Here is a 22,162-nt window from a genome sequence, read left to right as displayed (position 1 = left end):
TGCGCCGGCTTACAGGCTAGCGGCAGTCGGCGAGCGCACTGTCCAACGCGCCGACCATCAGGGCGGCCTCGTCAGAGGTGAGGGTCAGCGGTGGCGACATCACGATTTTGTTGCCTATCGGACGCATCAGTACGCCGGCCCGGCGCGCCTGCTCGGCGATGCGCGAGGCCAGGCCCGTAGCAGGGTCAAGCGGCTCGCGCGTGGCCTTGTCCGCCACCAGGTCCACGGCGATCATCAAGCCCTTGCCGCGCACTTCGCCCACCACTGCATAACGTTCGGTCAGCGGTTGCAGTTGCTCCAGCAACTGGGCACCGACCTTCCCGGCGTTGCCCGGCAAATCCTCGGCCTCGACGATGTCCAGCACCGCCAGGGCCGCCGCGCAGGCAGTCGGATGCCCGCTGTAGGTGTAGCCGTGCATGATTACGTTGCTGAAACCCGGGCCGTTCTCGATGGCATCGACCATGCGCTGGTTGAAGACCGTGGCGCCCATGGGGATGTAACCGGCGGTGATGCCCTTGGCCAGGCACAGTACGTCAGGGGCGACACCCCAGCCACGACTGCCGAGCATGCAGCCGGTGCGGCCGAAACCCGTCACCACTTCATCGGCGATCAACAGGATGCCGTGGCGGTCGCAGACTTCGCGCAGCCCCTTCCAGTAGTACGCCGGCGGCACGATCACGCCGCCGGCGCCTTGCACCGGTTCGGCGATCAGCGCGGCAATGGTCTGCGGGCCGAGCAGTGCGATCTGGTCTTCCAACTGACGAATGCAGTGAGCGGTCAGTTCTTCCGGATCGCGGCAGTCCCAGGGGTTGCGGTACAGCCACGGCGTGTCGAGCAGATGACAGCCAGCCAGCAGCGGCCCGTGGTTGTAGTGATACACGCCGTTGCCGCCCACCGAGGTGCCGCCCACGTGCACGCCATGGTAGCCATTGCGCAATGACAGAAAGCGCGTGCGCCCTGGCTCGCCGCTGGCGATCCAGTATTGGCGGGCCATTTTCAGGGCCGTCTCGACCGCATCCGAACCGCCGGAACTGAACAACACCCGGGTCATGTTTTCCTGGGCGAACATCGACGTCAGCCGCTCGGCCAGGTCGAACACCCGCGGATGGGCGATGCCGTCGAAGGTCTGGTAATAAGCCAGTTCATCCAGCTGCGCGGCAATGGCCGCCTTCACTGAAGCCCGGTTATGGCCCACGTTCACGTTCCACAAGCCGCCGACACCATCGAGCATGCGATGGCCTTCGATATCGGTGATGTAGTTACCGTCGCCACGGGCGATGATCAACGTCTTGGAGCGGTTCGCCGGCGCCGAAGAACTCATCGGGTGCCAGAATTTTTTTGGTGCTGTCTTGTAGTGCTCGTACATGGTTGCATTCCTCACTCTGTTTCACGCTTGCGTACGTACAGCAGTTGCTGGCCGGTGAACTCCAGCAACCCTTCAAGGCCGAACTCGACGCCGAACCCGGACATCTTGCTGCCGCCAAACGGCGTATTCGGCTGGATCTGCGCATGGCAGTTGACCCAGGCCATGCCACATTCCAGGCGACTGGCCAGGGCCTGTGCCTGCTCGCTGTCGCGTCCCCAGACCGATCCACCCAGGCCCATGTCGCCAGCATTGGCGCGACGCAGGACATCCTCGACATCCTGGTAGGCAATCAGCGGCAACACCGGCCCGAACTGCTCCTCATCCACCAGGCGCTGCCCATCGGTCACATCGGCGACCAGCGTGGGCGGATAGAAAAAGCCCGGGCGGTCCAGACGAGCACCGCCGCACAACACACGCGCCCCCTGGGCACGGGCATCCGCCACCAGTTCCTCCACCAGCGCCAGCTGTTCGAGGTTCTGCACCGGGCCAAACGTGACCCCGGGCGCCAGGCCGTCACCTACCACCTGACGCCTGGCGATCTGGGTCAGGGCCTCGGCAAAGGCCTCGTACTGGGATTGGTGGATGTACAAGCGCTTGAGGGCGGCGCAGGTCTGCCCCATGTTCAGGAATGCGGCCTGGAAAATATCTTCGGCGACCGCCTCGACCGAGGTGCCTGGCAGTACGATGGCGGCATCGTTACCGCCCAGCTCCAGGGTCAGGCGCTTGAGGTTGCCGGCGGCGCCGCGCATCACGCTTTGGCCGGTGGCGGTGGAGCCGGTGAAGACTATCTTTTGGATACCGGCATGGGAGGTGATCGCACTGCCGAACCCTTGCTCACCGCTCACGCTATTGATCACGCCCCGAGGCACGTGGCGAGCGATGACTTCCACCAGGCGCAGGGTGCTCAAGGGGGTCAGGCTTGACGGTTTGCTGATCACGCAATTGCCGGCCCGCAAGGCCGGCATGATGTGCCAGACGGCGATCATCAACGGCCAATTCCAGGGCGTGATCGACGCGACCACGCCCAACGGCTTGCGGTGCAGTTCAATACGCTGGGTCGGGGTTTCTTCCACCAACTCCACGGGAATCTGCTGCTCGGCGGCATAGCGCGTCCAGGCCACCGCGCCCATCACTTCGCAGAACGCCAATTCCAGCGGCTTGCCCTGTTCCAGGACAATAAGCCGGGCCAACGCCTCGGCTTCCTGTTCGAGATCGGCAGCGATGCTCAGCAGGCGCTGGCGGCGATCTTCGTGGGTGCTGTGTCGCCATTCGACAAAGGCCGACTGCGCCGCTTCGACGGCCAGGTCCAGCTGGGCCAGGGAACCGGCCGCGCATCGAGCGAACACCGTACCGGTCGCCGGATTGAGCACATCAAAGTGCCCGTTCTCACCGTCGACCCGAGCCCCATTGATGAGCATTTGATAATCGTGCATAGAACCTTCCTTTCACGCGCTGACGAACCGTCCCGAACGACAGCGGACTTGTTTCTGGGTGGATTGACGTTGTGCGTGATGCCTTAGAGCTTGTGGCTTCCCAGCGCCATGAACCGCTCGGGCGAGGCCTTGCGCAATCGAACAGCGAGGAACACGCCGACGATCAGCGCGACGGGAATCACAGCGCAGAGGCCATAGGACAAGAGCTGGCTGGCGCCCGTCAGCACGTCGAAATGAATCACCGCAAGAGCCAGGACCACCAGCAATGCCAGGCACGAAAAGCCCGGAAGAATCCGACCGCGCCAGAACCCCACCTTCAGCTCCGGATGAGCTCGAAAATAGACAAACACCGCCGCTGAGGTCAGCGCCATGAGCAGGATCACGCACAGCGTGGCCAGGTTGGAAAACCAGGCGAACAGCTGAAGGATCGGATCGGCGTCCAGCGCGGCGAAGATCAACACCACCACCGCCGCGATCAGACTTTGCAGGACCGAGCCCATGTGCGGACTCTGGTGCACGCGATGGGTGGTGCCCAACCGGCTGTGCAGCAAACCATCACGGCCGATGGCATAGAAGTAACGGGCCGCGGCATTGTGGAACGCCAGCAGTCCGGCGTAGATGCTGACCATGAACAGCACACGGATGATCTGGGTCAGGTGCGGGCCGACAAAATGATCGGACATACCGTAGATGAATGTGGTCGGATCTTGCAGCGCCTGCAGGGCCGGCACGATCTTGTCCGCCCCGACGCCAATCACCATCGCCCAGACCGACAGGGCATAGAAACCACCGATCAACAGCACCGAACTGTAGGTGGCAATGGGAATCGTACGATGCGGATTCCTCGCCTCTTCGCCGTAGATGGTCGTGGCCTCGAAGCCGATGAACGCCGCGAAGCAGAACAGCAAGCCGATCGATGGCGTACCGCTGAATACATGGCTGGGCTCGAACGAAGCGAAATTGATGCCGCTGTCGCCACCGGTTTTAAGGATGGCGAAATCCAGTGTCAGGATCGCCAGATATTCGGCAATGACCACCACCGACAGCACTCGGGCCGATAGATCGATCTTGCGATAGCCAAGAATCGCGATGCTCGCCATCGCCAGGAGCGAATACGCCCACCACGGCAAGTCCAGGCCAAAGACGCTGGCCATCGTGCCGCTGACCACCCCGCCGAACATGCCGTACAGGCCGACCTGGAGAATGTTGTAGGCAAACATCGCCAACACCCCCGCCGCACCGCCGGCCAGGCCACCCAGGCCGCGGGAGGTGAAGGCATAAAAACCACCGGCGTTGGTCATGTGGCGGGACATGGCCGTGTAGCCCGCCGAAAACGCCAGTAACACCAGCAAGGCCAGGAGCAGCAATGCCGGTGTACCAGCGCCGTTGCCCAGCATGATGCCAATGGGGAAACCGCCGGCGATGACGCTCAAGGGACTCGCCGCCGAAATCACAAAGAAGATGATGAAACCGACACCCAAGGCGCCGCGCTTCAACTCCGTCGAGCTGCTGATCGGGAAAGATACACTCATTATTCTTGACCTTATTGTATGAGGCAGTGTTGCTGGATCGCAGACGCCAGCTTCGCCGACTTCCAGATGCTTATTGTTCTGCTTGCACGCTGGATTCGATGCTAGGCCCTTGCCAAAACCCTTCGCTATCCCAAAACGGCAGCATCCCAAGCTGTGCCCCAAAACAGGTCAGCCCAATGCGGTAACGCTGACAAACCCGTGGCGAGGGATTACTCCCGCTGGGGCTGGCTGGCGCTGGAGCTGTCGAGCGAAGCGAGGCTGCGATCTTTTCAGCCCCATTGAGTCTCAAGCGAAAGATCAAGATCAAAAGATCGCAGCCTTCGGCAGCTCCTACCGCAGGCCAGCGAGCGTTCTGTGGCACAGCTTCAGCGTTTTATTGAGTGAACCGCATTAGCCCAGTGCCGGAGCACAACGGCTGCCGATTCGGGATAACCGGTAGGCGCTTCCTGCCGCAAGATAACCTCGCCCACCGCTCAGACAGTGCTGGGCCCAAAACAATAAAGCCCCTAAGCGTAGGTAACTTCAGCATGTTCTTCGCTCGTCTCTCTATCCAATGGCGGATCACGCTCCTGAGTGGGCTGTGCCTGCTGGCCGTCGTCGGGGCATTGACCGGCGCCTCCCTGTATCAGAACCAGCAAGGCGCAACGCTGCTCAAGCAACAGAGCAGCCAACTGCTCGGCCGCTCGGCCTTGGAAGGTTTGCAGGCACAGGGTCTGGCCCACGGTCAGCGGGTGGAACGCTTTTTCAGCGAAACAGCGATCTATGGGGAAGGATTTGCCCAACAAGTCATGCAACTGCGCGCCCAAGCGTGGAACGGGCGACTGACGCCAGGGCAACTGCGCAGGGACCTGATCGCCGCGACCCGCCAAGCCCTTCAAAACCGCGAAAAAGTCCTCGGCTTCTACGTGGTGCTGCTTCCCGACGCACTGGTTGGTGAAGATGCTGGTTTCATTGGCCAACGCGATCTGGCCGGCAACGAAAAAGGTCGCTTTGCCCTGTATTGGTCGCAAAGCCAACCTGGGCAACTGGTGCAAGAGGTGCTCAGCGAAGCCCAGATCAGCGCCAACACCGCGCCACCGGGCAGCGAGCCAGCAAACGCCTGGTACCTCTGCCCACAGACCCAGGGGCGCACCTGCGTGACAGAGCCCTATGCGATTGAAGTCGAAGGCCAGAAGACGTTGATGAGCAGCATCTCCATACCGTTGCTGGACCAGGGCAAAGTCATCGGCGTAGTGGGTATGGACATCAGCCTCGATACCCTCCAGCAACTGGCCGCCAGCCTTGCCAACGACCTGTACCCCGGTCACAGCGAGATCAACATTCTTTCTCCGTCAGGGCAAGTTGCCGGCCATAGCGGCACGGTCGACGGCGCCTCCGTCGACGTTCAGCAAGCCGTGCAAACCGTTCCCGCCAATACCCCCTGGCAATTGCAGATACGCGTGCCTGAGTCGCTTGTGCAAGCGCCGGCCCTGCAAATGCAGGCCCAGTTGGACGACAAGCGTCGCCAGGCCAATTGGCTCAACCTCAGCCTGGGCTTGCTCGCCAGTTGCCTGGGCTTATTGCTTATCTGGCTGACGGCCTACGGCGTCACACGCCCCTTGCTCAGGGTGGCGCACATGCTCGACGCCATTGTCGAAGGCGACGGTGATCTCACCCAGCGCCTGCCCAACGACCGCCACGATGAATTGGGTCAACTGGCGAAGGGCTTCAACCGCTTCCTCGATAAATTGCAGCCCATCATCCGCGATATCCAGCAAGCGTCCCTGGACACCCGCGACACCGCCGATACATCGGCGCAGGTGGCCCGGGAAGTCAGCGCCGGCATGCACACGCAGTACCGGGAAGTCGAGCTGGCAGCGACCGCCCTGCATGAAATGAGCACCAACGCCCAGGAAGTCGCCCGTCACTCCCACCAGGCGGCCGATGCCGCCACCGTCGCCGAAAACGCCAGCCGATCGGGACGTGAATTGTTCGCCAACGCGGTCACCAGCATCGACAGCCTGGACCGGCGTCTGGAGACGACGCTTGAGCAAGTGCAGGCGCTGGCCGGCAACAGTCAACACATTGGCCAGGTGCTGGACGTGATCTGCGCCATTGCCCAGCAGACCAACCTGCTGGCCTTGAATGCCGCCATCGAAGCGGCCAGGGCCGGTGAACAGGGACGCGGCTTCGCGGTGGTGGCGGATGAAGTTCGCCATCTGGCCAGCAACACCCAGAACTCGGTCGAGCAGATACGCACCGTGATCGAAGCGTTACAACAGTTGAGCCAGGAAGTGGTGCACAGCACCCAATTGAGCCGCGAACAGGCCAGAGACAGCGTCGCTCAAGTCGAAAAGACCCAGGCGGCGCTGCAGCACATCAGCGATGCCGTGGAAGTGATCGAGCACATGAACCAGCAGATCGCCAGCGCGGCCCTGGAGCAAAGCGCCGTGGTGGAAGACATCAGCCATCGCGTCAGTGACATTCGAGGGATCAGCGAAACCTTGACCGGCCAGATGGAACAAGCATCGCAGGCGAGCCACTCGCTGCATGCCATGGCCAACCGTCAACAGCAGTTGGTGGGGCATTTTCGGATCTAGTGGCCCCTGAAACAGACCACTAGCGTGATTACACAATTTCACACACCCCCTACAAAGCTTCACCCCTGCCATTGGCATCGCTCCCTACCATGGGCGGTTCAATATTGGGGAAGCACCATGTCCAAGATTCCTTTCGTCACACTGGGCCTGTTGGTCGGGGCACTGTTGCTCAGTGGCTGTGATAGCGCCTCGCCCCCGCAAGCATCCGCCCCGCTGGCAAGCGTGCGTGTCGAAACCGTCCAGGCCCGGCCACTGTCGATCAGCAACGAACTGAGCGGCCGCATCGCCGCACCGCGGGTGGCCGAAGTCCGGGCCCGGGTGGCCGGTGTGGTCTTGCAGCAGGTGTTTCGTGAAGGCCGCGACGTCAAACAGGGCGAGGTGCTATTTCGCATCGATCCGGCGCCCTTCAAGGCCGACCTGGACAGTGCCCAGGCCGCGTTGCGCAAGGCCGAGGCCAATGCATTCCAGGCCCGCTTGCAGGCGCAGCGCTACGCCCAATTGATCGATGACAAGGCGATCAGTGGCCAGGATTACGACAACGCCCGGGCCAGCGTGCGCCAGACCGCCGCCGACGTCGCTGCCAACAAGGCCGCGGTGGAACGGGCGAAGCTGAACCTGGGGTACGCCACGGTGACCGCGCCGATTTCCGGGCGTATCGGTCGCGCCCTGGTAACGGAAGGCGCCCTGGTGGGGCAGAACGAAAGCACGCCGTTGGCGCTGATCCAGCAACTGGACCCGATCTACGCCGACCTCACCCAATCGACCCGCGAACTCAATAACCTGCGCCGCGCCTTTCGCACAGGGCTTTTGCAAGCGGTCGGCCAGGGCCAGGCCAAGGCCACGTTGATTCAGGACGATGGCAGCCCCTATCCGCTGCCCGGCAAATTGCTGTTCACCGACCTCAGCGTCGACCCGAGCACCGGCCAGATCACCCTGCGCAGCGAATTCCCCAACCCCGACCTGGACCTGCTGCCCGGCAGCTTCATTCGCGTGCGCCTGGAACAGGCGGTCAACAGCCAGGGCATCACCGTGCCGCAACGGGCGATCCTGCGCGACAGCGCCGGAGTTGCCCAGGTATTGCTGCTGGACGCCGAGCAGAAGGTCAGCCAACAACCGGTGCAACTGGGCGCCGTGCAAGACGATCGCTGGGTCGTCACGCAGGGTTTGAAACCCGGCGACCGCATCGTCATCGAAGGCCTGCAACACGCCCGCCCCGGCGAGCAAGTCCGGATCGACGATTCCCCACTTCCCCTCGCCCAGGTTCCCGGGCCACAGGCAGGACATTAAGCCATGCCGCAATTCTTCATCGACCGTCCGGTATTCGCCTGGGTCGTCGCGCTGTTCATCCTGTTGGCCGGGATCCTTGCCATCCCGCAACTGCCGGTGGCGCAATACCCGGTCGTGGCCCCGCCACAAATCGAGATCTACACCGTCTACCCGGGCGCTTCGGCGCAAACCGTGGACGAAAGCGTGGTCAGCCTGATCGAAGAAGAACTCAACGGCGCCGACAACCTGCTGTATTTCGAATCCCAGAGCAGCCTGGGCAGCGCCACCATCACCGCGACTTTCCAACCCGGTACCAACCCGGAACTGGCCCAGGTCGACGTGCAGAACCGCCTCAAGGCCGTGGAGTCGCGCCTGCCGCAGGCGGTGACCCAGCAAGGCTTGCAAGTGGACAAAGTCTCTGCCGGTTTCCTGTTGCTGATCACCCTCACCTCCAGCGACGGCAAGCTCGACGACGTGGCCCTCAGCGACTACCTGGCGCGCAACGTGATGAACGAGATCAAGCGCCTGGACGGTGTCGGCAAGGCCCAGTTGTACGGGGCCGAACGGGCCATGCGGATCTGGATCGACCCGCAGAAACTCGTCGGTTTCAACCTGACCCCGGCCGACGTCAACGCCGCCATCGTGGCGCAGAACGCCCAGGTGTCGGCCGGCAGCCTGGGGGATCTGCCGAGCCGCAGCACCCAGGAAATCACCGCGACCATCGTCGTCAAAGGCCAGCTCAATACCCCGCAAGAGTTCGCCGACATTGTGCTCAAGGCCAACCCCGACGGCTCGACGGCGCGCATCGCCGACGTGGCCCGGGTGGAAATCGGCAGCCAGGAATACCAGTTTTCCACGCGTCTGAACGGCAAGCCCTCCACGGCCGTGGCCGTGCAACTGTCGCCAGGCGCCAATGCCTTGAACACCGCGACCCTGGTGCGCAAGAAAATGGACGAACTGTCGCGCTACTTCCCGGCCGGCGTGGAATACAAGATCCCCTACGACACGTCGCCGTTCGTCAAGGTCTCGATTACCAAGGTGATCTATACCCTCGGCGAGGCGATGTTGCTGGTGTTCGCGGTGATGTTCCTGTTCCTGCAGAACATCCGCTACACCCTGATCCCGACATTGGTGGTGCCGGTGGCGCTGATGGGCACCTTCGCGACGATGCTCGCGCTGGGGTTCTCGATCAACGTGCTGACGATGTTCGGCATGGTGCTGGCCATCGGCATCCTGGTGGACGATGCCATCGTGGTGGTGGAGAACGTCGAGCGGATCATGGCCCAGGAAGGGTTGTCGCCCAAAGAGGCCACGCGCAAGGCCATGGGGCAGATCACCGGGGCAATCATCGGCATCACCCTGGTGCTGGTGGCCGTGTTCATTCCGATGGCGTTCATGCAGGGCTCGGTCGGGGTGATTTACCAGCAGTTCTCACTGTCGATGGCGACCTCGATCCTGTTCTCGGCCTTTCTCGCCCTGACCTTGACCCCGGCGCTTTGCGCGACCTTGCTCAAACCCGTCGCCCAAGGTGACCACCACGCCAAGACCGGTTTCTTCGGCCTGTTCAACCGTGGATTCGAGCGCTTCGGCGACCGTTATCAAGGTTGGGTGGCCTACGCGGTAAAACGCAGCGGTCGTTATCTGCTGATCTACGGCGTGTTGCTGGTGGGCATGGGCCTGCTGTTCAGTCGCCTGCCCTCCTCGTTCCTGCCGGTGGAAGACCAGGGCTACACCATCACCGACATCCAGCTGCCACCGGGCGCCAGCAAAAACCGTACGGTGCAGGTGGTGGAGCAGATCGAAGCCCATAACGCCGGCGAACCAGGGGTCGGTGACAGTACGATCATTCTCGGTTTCAGCTTTTCCGGCAGCGGGCAGAACGCGGCCCTGGCCTTCACCACCCTCAAGGACTGGTCGCAACGCGGCGCCGATGATTCGGCGGCATCCATCGCCGACCGCGCCAATCTGGCGCTGAGCCAGATCAAGGACGCCTTGGTGTTCTCGGTGCTGCCACCGCCGGTGGATGGCCTGGGCACCTCCAGCGGTTTCGAGTTCCGTTTGCAGGACCGTGGCGGCCTCGGCCATGCCACCTTGATGCAGGCCCGCAGCGAATTGCTCGCCGCCGCCGAAAAAAGCCCGGTGCTGATAAATGTGCGTGAGAGCGCCCTGGCGGAGGCGCCGCAGGTGCAATTGGAGGTCGACCGCAAGCAGGCCAATGCCCTGGGCATTTCCTTTGCCGACGTCGGCAGTGTGTTGTCCACGGCAGTGGGGTCGGCCTACATCAACGACTTTCCCAACCAGGGGCGCATGCAACGGGTGGTGGTCCAGGCCGAAGGTGACCAGCGCAGCCAGGTCGAGGACCTGTTGAAAATTCACGTGCGCAACAACAGCGGGAAAATGGTCCCGTTGTCAGCCTTCGTCCAGGCCCGCTGGACCCAGGGACCGGCGCAACTGACCCGTTACAACGGCTATCCGGCGGTGAGCATTTCCGGCGAACCGGCACCGGGCTACAGCACCGGGCAAGCCATGGCCGAAATCGAACGGCTGGTGGCCCTGGGGCCGACGGGCCTGGGCCAGGAATGGACCGGGTTGTCCTTGCAGGAACGCTTGTCCGGCAGCCAGGCGCCGTTCCTGCTGGGCCTGTCGCTGCTGGTGGTATTCCTGTGCCTGGCGGCGCTGTACGAGAGCTGGTCGATCCCGACCTCGGTGTTGCTGGTGGTACCGTTGGGTGTGCTCGGCTCGGTATTGGCCGTGTCGTTGCGCGGCATGCCTAACGATGTGTTCTTCAAGATCGGGCTGATCACCATCATCGGCCTGTCAGCGAAAAACGCGATCCTGATCATCGAGTTCGCCAAGAGCCTGTACGACGAAGGCCACGACCTGATCGACGCCACGCTCCAGGCGGCACGCCTGCGCCTGCGGCCGATCATCATGACCTCGCTGGCCTTCATCCTCGGGGTGGTGCCGCTGGCGATCGCCACGGGCGCCAGTTCGGCGAGCCAGCAGGCCATCGGTACCGGGGTGATCGGCGGGATGATCAGCGCCACGCTGGCGGTGGTGTTCGTACCGGTGTTTTTCGTGGTGGTGATGAAGCGTGTCAGGCGTGTTGATCCCAAGTGAGGCTAGCCGGGCCAGCGCTATCGCGAGCAAGCTCCCACATTGGATCTTCAGCGGACACAATATCCGCGTGCATCCGGAGTCCTTCTGTGGGAGCGGGCTCAGCCCTCAGTCCGCCTGCACCGTGACCTGGCGCTGTTCGCCCAAGCCCTGGATTCCCAGGCGCATGGTCTGGCCCGGCCGCAGGAACACCGGGTTGGGCTTGATGCCCAAGCCGACGCCGGGCGGCGTGCCGGTGGAGATCACATCCCCGGCTTGCAGGCTCATGCACCGGCTCAGATAGGCAATCAGTTGCGGCACGCTGAAGATCAGCGTTCGGGTATTGCCGTTCTGATAGCGGTGTCCGTCGACCTCCAGCCACAGGTCCAGCGTATGCGGGTCGGCGATTTCATCCCGGGTCACCAGCCACGGTCCAAGGGGGCCGAAGGTGTCGAAACCTTTGCCCTTGTCCCAGGTGCCGCCACGCTCCAGTTGCCACTCGCGCTCGGACACATCGTTGATGACGCAGTAGCCGGCGACATGCTCCATGGCGTTCGCTTCGTCGATGTAGCGCCCGCCTTTACCGATGACCACACCCAGTTCAACTTCCCAGTCGGTCTTGAGCGAGCCGCGCGGGATCTGGATGTTGTCGTTCGGCCCGCAAATGGCACTGGTCCACTTGTTGAAGATGATCGGTTCTTTCGGCACTTCCATATTCGACTCGGCCGCATGGTCGGCGTAGTTCAGGCCGATGCAGATGAATTTGCCGACCTGCCCGACGCAAGCACCGATCCGTGGCTGGCCGACCACGATCGGCAGGCTGCGCGGGTCAAGGGCGGCGAGCGCTGCCAGGCTGTCCGGGCCGAGGGCTTGCCCGGCGATGTCCGGCACATGGCCCGACAGGTCGCGGATCTGGTTGTCGGCATCCAACAGCCCGGGTTTTTCCGAACCTTTTTCGCCGTAGCGCAATAGTTTCATGTCGTGCTCCTGCTCAAGTGAAGACCGGGGTTCAGAGGCTCATGCCACCGTCGATGATGTGGATGGCTCCCGTGGTGTAGGCGGACACATCGCTGCCCAGGTACAACGCCAACTGCGCGATCTCTTCAGTCTGGCCGATACGGCCCATGGGCTGGCGGTCGAGAAATTGCCGGTAGACCTGCGCCTCATCGACGCCCTGCTGCGCGGCCTGGTCGGCGATGCGCTGTCGCAACGAGGGTGAATCCACGGTGCCCGGGCAGATCGCGTTGCAGCGAATGCCCTGGCTGACGAAGTCGATGGCGACGGCCTTGGTCAGGCCCACCACCGCGGCCTTGCTGGTGGCATAGGCGAAGCGATTGGGCACGCCCTTGACGCTGGAGGCCACCGACGACATGTTGATGATCGAACCGCCGCCACGGGCCAACATGCCCGGCAGGAACGCATGGATCAACCGGTACATGGCCGTGACATTGAGGTCCATCGAACGAGCCCAGGCGGCTTCGTCGCAGTCGAGGATGTTGCCGCTGTGCACAAAGCCTGCGCAGTTGAACAGCACATCGAGCCCACCGACGCGTTCGCAAGCGGCGCTGATGGCCGCAGGCGACGTGACGTCCAAGGGCATGGCGGTGATGCCTTCGATTCCCGCCAGTGCCTGGGTATCGATGTCAGTGGCGAACACCTCGGCCCCGGCCCGGGCGAAGGCCATGGCGCTGGCCAAGCCAATGCCCTGCGCCGCTGCCGTGACCAGTACGCGCTTGTTTTGTAGATTCATGCGGTCTCCAGTTGTGCTGCCGTGGCGGCGTGCTTGGGAGCCCTGCCGAGCATCGAGGCGGGAATGGCCAGGATCAGTCCACCACTGACCAAAAGACACAAGGCCAGCACATAGGTACCGTTATTGATGTTGCCGGTGAGGGTTTCGGCCACAGCGGTGATCATCGAACCGGTGAAGCCCGACAGGTTGCCGATGGCGTTGATCATGCCAATCCCGGCTGCGGCGGCGACGCCCGACAGCACGGTGCCCGGCAGGGTCCAGAATATCGGCATCAGGCTGAGGATCCCCGAAGCGGAAACACTGAGAAAGAGCACGGACAACACGAGGTTGTCGGCGAAGAAGGCACTGAGGATCAAGCCGACGCCGCCAAAGAACGCCGGAATCGCCGCATGCAAGCGCCGCTCACCGGTGCGGTTGGAGTGCCGGGCGTTGAGCAGCATCGCCACCACTGCCACCGAATAAGGAATGGCGGTCAGCAAACCGATGTGCAAACTGTTGGTAACGCCGGTGCTCTTGATGATCGACGGCATCCAGAACGCCAGGCCATAGAAGCCGGTGTTGAAGGTCAGCAGGATCAACACCAGCAACCACACCCGAGGATTGAAGAACACTTCACTCAAGCGGGTGGCCTTGCCCTGGTTGTCGGTTTGCAGATTGGCCTTGAGCAGGGCTTTTTGCGCCGCAGACAGCCATTTGGCTTTGTCGATGTTGTCGGCCAGGCAGACGATCACCACGACCGCCATGATGATCGAAGGAATGCCTTCGATGAGCAGCATCCATTGCCAGCCAGACAAGCCATGCACCCCTTGCATGCTGTTCATCAGCCAACCGGAGAGTATCCCGCCCAGGGTCAGGCTGACCGGCAACGCCAGCAGGAATCCGGACATCACCCGGCTCTGCCGATGGGTCGGGAACCAGTAGTTGAGGTACAGGATCACGCCGGGGAAAAAGCCCGCTTCACAGATGCCCAACAGGAAACGCAGCACATAGAACATCGTGCTCGATTCGAGGTGGAAGAAAGCCGCCAGCGGCACGGTGTAGGCCACGGCCATGGACACCACTGCCCAGGTCAGCATGATCCGGGCAATCCAGAACCGCGCGCCAAAGCGATGCAGCAACAGGTTGCTGGGGACTTCGAAGAGAAAATAGCCCCAGAAAAACATACTGGCGCCCAAGGCATAGACGGTGTTGCTGAACTGCAGCTCGTTGAGCATGTCGAGCTTGGCGAACCCGATGTTCACTCGATCCAGGTAGGCCGCCATGTAACATAGGAGCAGGACGGGAAGGATGCGCCAGATGACCTTGCGGTAGGTTCGGTCTTCGAAATCCAGTTCGCCAGCTTGCGCCTGGGCCGGCAACTGCTCGGAGATGGTTTGCATGAGGTAACCCCTGATTGTTTTTATTGGGTCACGTCGAATGAGCGAATCATCCGGCGATTGAACGAGGACTCTACTGTCGGAAATCGATTCTTTCCCAATGGCATTTTTGGATTAGTTGATAACGATGCGTTATCGAATGATCTTCAGACCCATGGAACCTGTGACGAGTCATCTGTGGGAGCAAGGCTTGCCCGCGATGAAGACGACGCGGTCTGAGGGGAAACGAGGCGCCTGCATCGCGGGCAAGCCTTGCTCCCACAGATTCATACTGCCCTTAAGCAGGCTGCATGGCGGCCAGGCGGGCGTTGTCCTTGAGGATCTCGGCGAACTCCAGCGCCGCACCCACCAAGGGCTCATCCTTGCGCGTGAGGATGCCGTAGTCCTGCGGCACCAGGCGCAGCGGGGTGTCGAGGGTCTTGAGTTGACCGCTTTCGAGCAGCGGATCGACCATCGCATTGGGCAGCATGCCGATCATGGGCCCGCGTTGCAGCACCTGGAGGAAGGTCTGCATGGAAATGGTGTCGATGGTGTTGCGCGGCATTCCCACCCCGGCCTCGGCGAAGGCCAGCTCCATGCGTGCGCGAATCGGCGTGCCGACCGGATAGAGAATCCACGGCAAGTCCACCAGTTGCTGCAAGGAGACCGGGCCCGCGCCGGCCAATGGATGGCAATGGTTGACCACGATGCAGAACGGTTCCGGGGCCAACGGTTGGAAATCATAGCGCTGCTGCTGGCTTTGATCGGTAAAACGGGCCACCGCCAGGTCGAGCGTCTTCTCTTCAAGCATCTCCATCAGGTGGTTGCTGGTCTGCTCCACCACTTCAATCGACAGCAACGGCCAGCGCTGCTTGATCTGCAGGATCGCCTCAGGCAAGGCCACTGCAGTGGCGGCGAAGATCCCACCGACCTTGAGAAAGCCGTGGCCCCCTTCGCGCAAGCTGCTGATTTGTTCGACGAACGAGCGCGCATCATTCAAGGCAATCTGCGCGTACCGCAGTACGTGCTCGCCCAAGGCCGTGGGCGGCATGCTCCGTGGCAGCCGTTCGAACAGGGCAAAGCCGAGCAGGCTTTCGATTTCCTTGAGCATCTTGCTGATGGCCGGCTGGCTGAGGTTCATCTGCTGCGCCGCCAAGTGCATGTTGCGGGTGCGCCCCAAGGTGTCGATCAGCAGCAAATGGCGGAATTTGAGCCAGCCACAGAAGCTGGAGAAGGACAGATCTGACATGGCAATTCCTCAGGCCGGCGATAACCCGACGTTATCAAATACTGAATATATCTCATTGGAGTTTATCGAGCGGCCACCCTAGCGTGAAGGCTTTACCAACAGGAAGACTTGCCATGTCGCTACCGCTTACTCCCGAGAACACCCTGCCCGTCGATGGCGTGGCCGGCACCCTGATTGGTCGTGCCTGGGTGCCAGGCCGAATCGCCGGGCCTTCGCCCATTGCGTTGCGCAGCGACGGTGTGTTCGATCTCTCGGATCGTTTTGCGACATTGAGCGATTTACTGGAAACCGAATCGCCGCTGGCCGCCGTGCGACAGACGCCCGGCACCTTCATCGCCAGTGTCCAAACCCTGCTGGCCAACACCGGCCCTGATGCCGACCCGAGCAAACCGTCGCTGTTGCCGCCACTGGACCTGCAAGTAATCAAGGCCGCCGGCGTGACCTTCGCCGCCAGCATGATCGAACGTGTGATCGAGGAACAAACCGGCGGCGATGCAGCGAAGGCCGAAGCCGTACGCGCCACGGTGCACAGCGTGATCGGCGACAACCTGCGCGCGATCGTGCCGGGTTCCGAGCAAGCCATGCGCCTGAAGGCCTTGCTCATCGAACAAGGCATGTGGTCGCAGTACTTGGAAGTGGGCATCGGCCCGGATGCAGAAATCTTCACCAAGGCACCGGTCCTGGCCGCCGTGGGCAGCGGCAGCCGCATCGGCATTCATCCAGGCTCGCAATGGAACAACCCGGAGCCCGAAGTGGTGCTGGCCGTGAACAGCCGCGGCCAGATCCTCGGCGCCACGCTGGGCAACGACGTCAACCTGCGGGATTTCGAAGGTCGCAGCGCGCTGCTGCTGAGCAAGGCCAAGGACAATAACGCCTCCTGCGCCATCGGGCCGTTCATTCGCCTGTTTGACGAACACTTCAGCCTGGATGATGTACGCGCCTGCGTGGTCGACCTCCAGGTAGATGGCGAAGATGGCTACCGCCTGCACGGTTCCAGCTCCATGAACCAGATCAGCCGCGACCCGCAGGACCTGGCGGGCCAGACGCTCAACGCCAATCACCAATACCCGGATGGTTTTGTGCTGTTTCTCGGTACCCTGTTCGCCCCCACCGAAGACCGTGACCATGCCGGCAGCGGTTTCACCCACAAACACGGTGACGTGGTCAGCATCAGCAGCCCGTTGCTCGGCAGCCTGCATAACCAGGTGACCCACAGCTGCGATGCCGCCCCCTGGACCTTTGGGGTCAGCGCCTTGCTGCGTAACCTAGCCGCCCGAGGACTGCTGGACCGCTAAAACACCACGACCGTGACCGATTCATCCAATTACAAGAGAGAAATGAATCATGAGTGACACGCCAAAACGCCGCCTGCGCAGCGAGCAATGGTTCAATGACCCTGCCCACGCGGACATGACCGCCCTGTATGTCGAACGCTACATGAACTACGGGATGACCCGCGAAGAGCTGCAATCGGGACGCCCGATCATCGGCATCGCCCAGACCGGCAGCGACCTGACCCCCTGCAACCGTCATCACCTGGAACTGGCACAGCGGGTCAAGGCCGGCATCCGTGATGCCGGTGGCATTCCCATGGAATTCCCGGTGCACCCGATCGCCGAACAGTCGCGCCGTCCCACTGCCGCCCTGGACCGCAACCTGGCATACCTGGGGCTGGTGGAGATTCTTCACGGTTACCCATTGGACGGCGTGGTGCTCACCACCGGCTGCGACAAGACCACCCCGGCCTGCCTGATGGCTGCGGCGACCACCGATCTGCCGGCCATTGTCCTGTCCGGCGGGCCGATGCTCGACGGCCACCACAAGGGCGAACTGATCGGCTCGGGCACTGTGCTCTGGCATGCGCGCAACCTGATGGCCGCCGGCGAGATCGACTACGAGGGCTTCATGGAAATGACCACCGCGGCATCGCCATCGGTGGGTCACTGCAACACCATGGGCACCGCCTTGTCGATGAACGCCCTGGCCGAAGCCCTGGGCATGTCGCTGCCCGGTTGCGCGAGCATTCCGGCCCCCTATCGCGAGCGCGGGCAAATGGCTTATGCCACCGGCAAGCGCATCTGCGAGCTGGTGCTGCAAGACATACGCCCATCACAAATCATGACCCGCCAGGCCTTCGAGAACGCCATCGCCGTCGCCTCGGCCTTGGGCGCCTCAAGCAACTGCCCGCCGCACCTGATCGCCATCGCCCGGCACATGGGCGTCGAGATGAGCCTGGAGGATTGGCAACGGATTGGCGAGGATGTGCCGCTGCTGGTCAATTGCATGCCGGCGGGCAAGTACCTGGGCGAAGGTTTCCATCGGGCCGGAGGCGTGCCCTCGCTCATGCATGAACTGCAAAAAGCCGGGCGCCTGCATGAAGACTGCGCCACGGTCAGCGGCAAGACCATCGGCGAAATCGTCAGCAACAGCCTGACCAGCAACACCGACGTGATCCATCCCTTCGACACCCCGCTCAAGCACCGGGCTGGCTTCATCGTGCTCAGCGGCAACTTCTTCGACAGCGCGATCATGAAGATGTCGGTGGTGGGCGAAGCGTTTCGCAAGACCTACCTGTCCGAGCCCGGCGCCGAAAATAGCTTTGAGGCCCGAGCCATCGTGTTCGAAGGACCGGAGGACTACCACGCGCGGATCGACGACCCGGCGCTGGACATCGACGAGCGCTGCATCCTGGTGATCCGTGGCGTTGGCACCGTGGGCTACCCCGGCAGCGCCGAAGTGGTGAACATGGCCCCTCCGGCCGCGCTGATCAAACAAGGCATCGACTCCCTGCCCTGCCTGGGCGACGGGCGCCAGAGCGGCACATCAGCGAGCCCATCGATCCTCAACATGTCCCCGGAAGCGGCGGTGGGCGGCGGCCTGGCGTTGCTGAAAACCAACGACCGGCTGAAAGTGGACCTGAACACCCGCACCGTGAACCTGCTGATCGACGACGCCGAGATGGCCCAGCGCCGACACGAATGGACGCCGAACATCCCGCCTTCGCAAACACCCTGGCAGGAGCTGTACCGGCAACTGGTGGGGCAACTGTCCACGGGGGGCTGCCTGGAGCCGGCGACGTTACATTTGCGCGTGATCGCCCGCAGCGGTGAGCCGCGTCACTCGCACTGAGTCCAGGCCGCCGATTGTTCGCGCGTGTTGAATGCTGATGACAATCCAGAGGGATTTATTCCATGGGCCTAAAGGGCAAAGATGCGCGCCAGGGGTCATTTTCCCTACCGCATCTTTCTCACACCCACGGAGTAGATCCATGCCATTTGCCAACTACAAATTCCCCGAAGGAATCCTGGACCACGCCCGCAAGGAAGAGATCATCCATCGCACCACGGAAATGTTCGTCGAGTACTTTGGCGAGGGGGTCCGTCCGTTCACTATGGTCCTGGTCGAAGAGGTTGCAGACGGCGGCTGGGGGCGCGCCGATGAAACGTTGACACTGGCGAAGATGGGGCTGCCCGCCAAAGGACAATAGTGCCTTTGGAGCATTCAGAGGTGTATCGACCTCGTACCGTGTCGGGGTCGCTATCGACGTCATGCATCAGCGCTTCACGCAACCCTGCCAGGGATTTCCCATGACAACTCAAGATCTACCATCACTGCGCTGCGCGGTGGCCACGGTGACTGCACGAGTCGCCCGCTTGGAACCTTACCTGTACGCCATGCTGCGGATCGTCTTCGCCGGGGTCCTGTTTACCCACGGCTTGCCGAAGGTTCTGCGCACCGCCCATGGATCGATGGCTGATCCAATGACCGCGTCGATCAACCTCATCCAGAACGTGATGGGGCTGCCTTTGGCTGCGCAGCTTGCCTTCCTGGTCATGCTCCTGGAGACAGTCGGTGCGCTCATGCTGGCGATGGGGCTTGGCACGCGACTCGTCGCACTGCTGATTGCCATTGAGATGGTCGCAATCAGCTACGCACTGGGACCGACCTGGCCCTGGATAGATCGAGGCATCGAGTTTCCTGTGCTGATGGGATTTCTTGCCCTCTACATCGTCGCGCGCGGCGGCGGTGCCTACTCATTGGACACGCGCCAGCGGTAAACCCTGATAACAGTGGATTGCGCGTCAGTTCGTAGCATCGTGCGCAGTCGCCGCCACGGCCTGGAGCCCACCAAGGGCATAACTCATCATGTGATCTATCAAACCCTGCGGCTCGAGATTCAAGCCTTGCAGTACATGCTGTTTTAACGGCTGATGGGCTATCAGCAAAAAAAGACAGGGGGCGAAAACGCTGATGGCGCTGCGCAACGTTGTCGGGTGATCCGCAGGCAAATTCATGATTTGTCCAAGCAACCCACGCAGGATGTGCGCCTTGGGAAACGACTGCTCCTTGAGCACCACCTCAAACTCGGGAGAAGGCGAAAGCACTTCGCGCGTGAGCACTTTCAGCGCCCAGCCATCCGGATGGTCGTGCAGGCGTTCGACCAACACGGTGATGAGCGCACGCAATTTGTCTTGCGGTGTACCTGGCCGCTCGTTAAGCGAAACCAGTGTTTCCATCCGCACCAACCGAGCGTGGGCTTCGAGCAATACCGCGCGGTACAGGCCCTCTTTGTTTACGAAGTGGTAATTCACCGCCGCACTGTTGGCTTGCGAACGTTCGCAAATCTGCTTGCTGGTGGTGTTGGCCAAGCCCTGTTCGGCAAACAGCTCACCCGCTTTTTCCAGAATCTGCAACCGCGTTGCCTGCCCATCGAGCCGCGAAGCGCGAGGCAGGGAAGGCTTGCCAATGGCATTGTCCATGAGCTCATCTCTTTATAGTTCTAATTCAAATTTGACTTTTTATTTCAGCCTACCTATTTTGGTCCCGTCATTGTCCCCTTTACAACACCACGTGAGGACTTTGCAGCCGATGCTGCGGGCTTTTCACGCACTACCAAGGAAATACCGTCATGGAAGCGCGCGTAATGACACCTTTCACCTACTTCTCATTGCCAATGCAGAAGCAGTTCCTGGCCAATCAGCGGGCCATCCAAGGCAAACCCTACGCCGACTTTTTCCGCTCCAAGATCAGCGTGCCGCTCAGTGCCGTCGAAAAAATACAGCAAGGCCCCATGCCCCTGGCTGACACCTTGACGCCCAGCATTGAAGACCTTAACCGCATGCTCGCCGCCGATTTCATTAGCGAAGAGGCCGGTTACGCCCTGCTGCCAGGGCCGATGGCCTACGTGCAAAGTCGCAAGTTTTTCCCCAACTGCACAGCCGAGATGCTCAAGTGGTGGTTCATGTGGCACCCACTGGAGGCTGAACGCTACACCCTGTGGTTTCCTTATGCCCATGTGGAAAATCCCTGCGTTCATCACGAACGCCTTCTCGACAATACCCTGAGCTTCGAGGAGCGTTTATATGGCAATACCTTTTGCGCCTCTGAGTACGTCGGTGACCGCCTCATGCACCTGCACATCGATTTCAGGGACCCCTGCGAGCTGGGCTTCTGTCCGGACCTGTACCGCGAATCCAACATAGACGGCAGCGTCAGCGCCTTGATGAGCCTGGCCCACGAACCGCAAGTGCCAGTGTCATTGATGGCGCACTTGTTCAAGGAATGCCCGGAGGGTTTGTACCTGACGAGCCGTTACTGGGTCGGCAGCCACCCTGCCATGCAGCGTTTTCCAGGCGCCGAGCGAGCCGCTCAGCTACTGGAAGAAAACGGTCTGGGGGAAGTGGAGCTGGAAACCCTGGCTTATGAATTTGCAGTGCATGACTTGTGTGAGTTCAACCACCTGGCCAGCATCCTGCCGAGCCTTCATGCACAATTCAGTGGCGCAAAGTAAGGACAACCCCACCCGATAATCAGGCTTCGGCGGCGCCCTGAACCGCTGCCGAATTCGTGCGCAGTACCCCGTTCATCAGAAGTGTCGTGAATTCATTGATATCCGCTTCCACCTCCAACTGCTCGGTCAACAGCCGGTACCAGCAAAACCCGAAGATCATGTCCAGGAGCAATTCACGCGACGTATCCTTGGGCAACTCGCCTTGCTGAATGGCATTTTCCACCAGCTTGCGAGGCAACTCCCTACGTCGTTCCATGAATTCGTCTTTCAGTTTGGGCAGCGTGCTGGGATCGAGTTGGGCCTCAGCAATGACACACCGAAAAGCCTCCCCGCAAATCGTTTCTCGCCAGACCTTCCAGAGATTGAGCAGCAAGAAATTGAGGTTCTCCTTGAAGGAGCCTTTATCAGGCTCTTTTCGAATCTGCTCGCTTTCGCTCTCGTAGACCTCGGCGATCAAGGCTGCCTTGTTACCCCACCATCGGTAGATTGTCGGTTTACTGGCGCCAGCACGGCGGGCCACAGCCTCGATGCTCAACCCCGAATAACCGCACTCCTTGAGTGTTTCTATGGCAGAAATAATGATCGCTTTGTGCGTGTGAGGGCTCCTCAATGAGCCAATGGAGCTCCGAGATGGTTTACGGGCCATAAATCAAAATCTCCAATATGGCGCTTGACAAAAGAGACTCAAGGTATAGGATTCTCTCGAAAAGCAATGAAACGGATCGTTTCGTTTTGTATGTTTATT

Annotated in this window: 17 protein-coding genes and 1 pseudogene; 9 read left to right on the top strand and 9 right to left on the bottom strand. The window is 61.5% G+C overall.

Annotation, left to right across the window (positions count from 1 at the left end; genetic code table 11):
* Positions 1 to 16 precede the first annotated feature (16 nt).
* From AC09SL_RS04855 to AC09SL_RS04845, 3 genes are all read right to left on the bottom strand, one after another.
* Positions 17 to 1,366: an aminotransferase class III-fold pyridoxal phosphate-dependent enzyme gene (locus AC09SL_RS04855; RefSeq protein WP_058546784.1), complete on the bottom strand. Its 1,350-nt coding sequence runs from the start codon at positions 1,364 to 1,366 to the stop codon at positions 17 to 19.
* Between the two features lie 11 nt (positions 1,367 to 1,377).
* A complete protein-coding gene (locus AC09SL_RS04850) occupies positions 1,378 to 2,799 on the bottom strand; it encodes an aldehyde dehydrogenase family protein (protein ID WP_058546783.1) in 1,422 nt (473 codons plus the stop codon).
* An 83-nt stretch (positions 2,800 to 2,882) separates the two neighbouring features.
* Positions 2,883 to 4,331, bottom strand: a complete 1,449-nt coding sequence (locus tag AC09SL_RS04845) for an APC family permease (protein ID WP_058546782.1) — start codon at positions 4,329 to 4,331, stop codon at positions 2,883 to 2,885.
* A 527-nt stretch (positions 4,332 to 4,858) separates the two neighbouring features.
* On the opposite strand from AC09SL_RS04845, the pseudogene AC09SL_RS04840 reads away from it, so the two are divergent.
* The 4 genes and pseudogenes from AC09SL_RS04840 to AC09SL_RS04825 all read left to right on the top strand — a co-directional run.
* Positions 4,859 to 6,052 (top strand): annotated as a pseudogene (locus AC09SL_RS04840) (PDC sensor domain-containing protein); the annotation flags it as partial.
* 102 nt (positions 6,053 to 6,154) lie between these two features.
* Positions 6,155 to 6,910, top strand: coding sequence for a methyl-accepting chemotaxis protein (locus AC09SL_RS04835; protein WP_413468854.1), 756 nt, complete (start codon positions 6,155 to 6,157; stop codon positions 6,908 to 6,910).
* A gap of 117 nt (positions 6,911 to 7,027) precedes the next feature.
* On the top strand, positions 7,028 to 8,197 hold the full coding sequence (locus AC09SL_RS04830) for an efflux RND transporter periplasmic adaptor subunit (protein WP_058546416.1): 1,170 nt from the start codon (positions 7,028 to 7,030) through the stop codon (positions 8,195 to 8,197).
* 3 nt (positions 8,198 to 8,200) lie between these two features.
* Positions 8,201 to 11,296, top strand: a complete 3,096-nt coding sequence (locus AC09SL_RS04825) for an efflux RND transporter permease subunit (RefSeq protein ID WP_058546415.1) — start codon at positions 8,201 to 8,203, stop codon at positions 11,294 to 11,296.
* Between the two features lie 105 nt (positions 11,297 to 11,401).
* Here AC09SL_RS04825 and AC09SL_RS04820 read toward each other — a convergent pair whose 3' ends face one another.
* From AC09SL_RS04820 to AC09SL_RS04805, 4 genes are all read right to left on the bottom strand, one after another.
* On the bottom strand, positions 11,402 to 12,250 hold the full coding sequence (locus tag AC09SL_RS04820) for an ureidoglycolate lyase (protein ID WP_058546414.1): 849 nt from the start codon (positions 12,248 to 12,250) through the stop codon (positions 11,402 to 11,404).
* 31 nt (positions 12,251 to 12,281) lie between these two features.
* The gene (locus AC09SL_RS04815) at positions 12,282 to 13,022 is read right to left on the bottom strand and encodes an SDR family oxidoreductase (protein WP_058546413.1); all 741 of its coding nucleotides are present in this window, start codon (positions 13,020 to 13,022) and stop codon (positions 12,282 to 12,284) included.
* Positions 13,019 to 14,401 carry an MFS transporter gene (locus AC09SL_RS04810; protein ID WP_058546412.1) on the bottom strand — a complete coding sequence of 461 codons (1,383 nt, stop codon included), beginning with the start codon at positions 14,399 to 14,401 and terminating at the stop codon, positions 13,019 to 13,021. Before AC09SL_RS04810 ends, AC09SL_RS04815 begins: the two co-directional genes overlap by 4 nt.
* A gap of 274 nt (positions 14,402 to 14,675) precedes the next feature.
* On the bottom strand, positions 14,676 to 15,626 hold the full coding sequence (locus AC09SL_RS04805) for a LysR family transcriptional regulator (protein WP_058546411.1): 951 nt from the start codon (positions 15,624 to 15,626) through the stop codon (positions 14,676 to 14,678).
* 113 nt (positions 15,627 to 15,739) lie between these two features.
* On the opposite strand from AC09SL_RS04805, the gene AC09SL_RS04800 reads away from it, so the two are divergent.
* The 4 genes from AC09SL_RS04800 to AC09SL_RS04785 all read left to right on the top strand — a co-directional run bounded on the left by AC09SL_RS04800 (position 15,740) and on the right by AC09SL_RS04785 (position 19,684).
* Positions 15,740 to 16,921, top strand: a complete 1,182-nt coding sequence (locus AC09SL_RS04800) for a fumarylacetoacetate hydrolase family protein (protein ID WP_064106799.1) — start codon at positions 15,740 to 15,742, stop codon at positions 16,919 to 16,921.
* A gap of 49 nt (positions 16,922 to 16,970) precedes the next feature.
* Positions 16,971 to 18,755, top strand: a complete 1,785-nt coding sequence (locus tag AC09SL_RS04795; protein ID WP_058542725.1) for an IlvD/Edd family dehydratase — start codon at positions 16,971 to 16,973, stop codon at positions 18,753 to 18,755.
* Positions 18,756 to 18,894: 139 nt separating this feature from the next.
* Positions 18,895 to 19,113, top strand: a complete 219-nt coding sequence (locus tag AC09SL_RS04790; protein ID WP_003200762.1) for a tautomerase family protein — start codon at positions 18,895 to 18,897, stop codon at positions 19,111 to 19,113.
* A 100-nt stretch (positions 19,114 to 19,213) separates the two neighbouring features.
* On the top strand, positions 19,214 to 19,684 hold the full coding sequence (locus AC09SL_RS04785; RefSeq protein WP_058542726.1) for a DoxX family protein: 471 nt from the start codon (positions 19,214 to 19,216) through the stop codon (positions 19,682 to 19,684).
* A gap of 24 nt (positions 19,685 to 19,708) precedes the next feature.
* On the opposite strand, the gene AC09SL_RS04780 is transcribed toward AC09SL_RS04785, so the two are convergent.
* Positions 19,709 to 20,386, bottom strand: a complete 678-nt coding sequence (locus AC09SL_RS04780) for a TetR/AcrR family transcriptional regulator (RefSeq protein ID WP_058542727.1) — start codon at positions 20,384 to 20,386, stop codon at positions 19,709 to 19,711.
* Between the two features lie 149 nt (positions 20,387 to 20,535).
* Between AC09SL_RS04780 and phlG the strand changes: the two genes are divergently transcribed.
* Entirely contained in the window at positions 20,536 to 21,417 is an 882-nt protein-coding gene (gene phlG / locus AC09SL_RS04775; RefSeq protein WP_058542728.1) for a 2,4-diacetylphloroglucinol hydrolase, read from the top strand.
* A 19-nt stretch (positions 21,418 to 21,436) separates the two neighbouring features.
* Here phlG and AC09SL_RS04770 read toward each other — a convergent pair whose 3' ends face one another.
* The gene (locus tag AC09SL_RS04770) at positions 21,437 to 22,063 is read right to left on the bottom strand and encodes a TetR/AcrR family transcriptional regulator (RefSeq protein ID WP_058542729.1); all 627 of its coding nucleotides are present in this window, start codon (positions 22,061 to 22,063) and stop codon (positions 21,437 to 21,439) included.
* Between the last annotated feature and the right edge of the window lie 99 nt (positions 22,064 to 22,162).

This window comes from Pseudomonas sp. PF05, from assembly GCF_056521845.1.
The sequence above is the reverse complement of the archived record's forward strand: the minus strand, read 5'-3'. Positions and strand labels throughout refer to the sequence as shown.

What these genes read in the sequence shown, in the direction of transcription:
- AC09SL_RS04785 (WP_058542726.1), top strand. Translation starts at nt 19,214, where the DNA reads ATGACAACTCAAGATCTACCATCACTGCGCTGCGCGGTGGCCACGGTG.
- AC09SL_RS04790 (WP_003200762.1), top strand. Translation starts at nt 18,895, where the DNA reads ATGCCATTTGCCAACTACAAATTCCCCGAAGGAATCCTGGACCACGCC.
- AC09SL_RS04815 (WP_058546413.1), bottom strand. Translation starts at nt 13,022, where the DNA reads ATGAATCTACAAAACAAGCGCGTACTGGTCACGGCAGCGGCGCAGGGC.
- AC09SL_RS04830 (WP_058546416.1), top strand. Translation starts at nt 7,028, where the DNA reads ATGTCCAAGATTCCTTTCGTCACACTGGGCCTGTTGGTCGGGGCACTG.
- AC09SL_RS04850 (WP_058546783.1), bottom strand. Translation starts at nt 2,799, where the DNA reads ATGCACGATTATCAAATGCTCATCAATGGGGCTCGGGTCGACGGTGAG.
- AC09SL_RS04835 (WP_413468854.1), top strand. Translation starts at nt 6,155, where the DNA reads ATGCACACGCAGTACCGGGAAGTCGAGCTGGCAGCGACCGCCCTGCAT.
- AC09SL_RS04845 (WP_058546782.1), bottom strand. Translation starts at nt 4,331, where the DNA reads ATGAGTGTATCTTTCCCGATCAGCAGCTCGACGGAGTTGAAGCGCGGC.
- AC09SL_RS04780 (WP_058542727.1), bottom strand. Translation starts at nt 20,386, where the DNA reads ATGGACAATGCCATTGGCAAGCCTTCCCTGCCTCGCGCTTCGCGGCTC.
- AC09SL_RS04825 (WP_058546415.1), top strand. Translation starts at nt 8,201, where the DNA reads ATGCCGCAATTCTTCATCGACCGTCCGGTATTCGCCTGGGTCGTCGCG.
- AC09SL_RS04800 (WP_064106799.1), top strand. Translation starts at nt 15,740, where the DNA reads ATGTCGCTACCGCTTACTCCCGAGAACACCCTGCCCGTCGATGGCGTG.
- AC09SL_RS04810 (WP_058546412.1), bottom strand. Translation starts at nt 14,401, where the DNA reads ATGCAAACCATCTCCGAGCAGTTGCCGGCCCAGGCGCAAGCTGGCGAA.
- AC09SL_RS04820 (WP_058546414.1), bottom strand. Translation starts at nt 12,250, where the DNA reads ATGAAACTATTGCGCTACGGCGAAAAAGGTTCGGAAAAACCCGGGCTG.
- phlG (WP_058542728.1), top strand. Translation starts at nt 20,536, where the DNA reads ATGGAAGCGCGCGTAATGACACCTTTCACCTACTTCTCATTGCCAATG.
- AC09SL_RS04770 (WP_058542729.1), bottom strand. Translation starts at nt 22,063, where the DNA reads ATGGCCCGTAAACCATCTCGGAGCTCCATTGGCTCATTGAGGAGCCCT.
- AC09SL_RS04795 (WP_058542725.1), top strand. Translation starts at nt 16,971, where the DNA reads ATGAGTGACACGCCAAAACGCCGCCTGCGCAGCGAGCAATGGTTCAAT.
- AC09SL_RS04855 (WP_058546784.1), bottom strand. Translation starts at nt 1,366, where the DNA reads ATGTACGAGCACTACAAGACAGCACCAAAAAAATTCTGGCACCCGATG.
- AC09SL_RS04805 (WP_058546411.1), bottom strand. Translation starts at nt 15,626, where the DNA reads ATGTCAGATCTGTCCTTCTCCAGCTTCTGTGGCTGGCTCAAATTCCGC.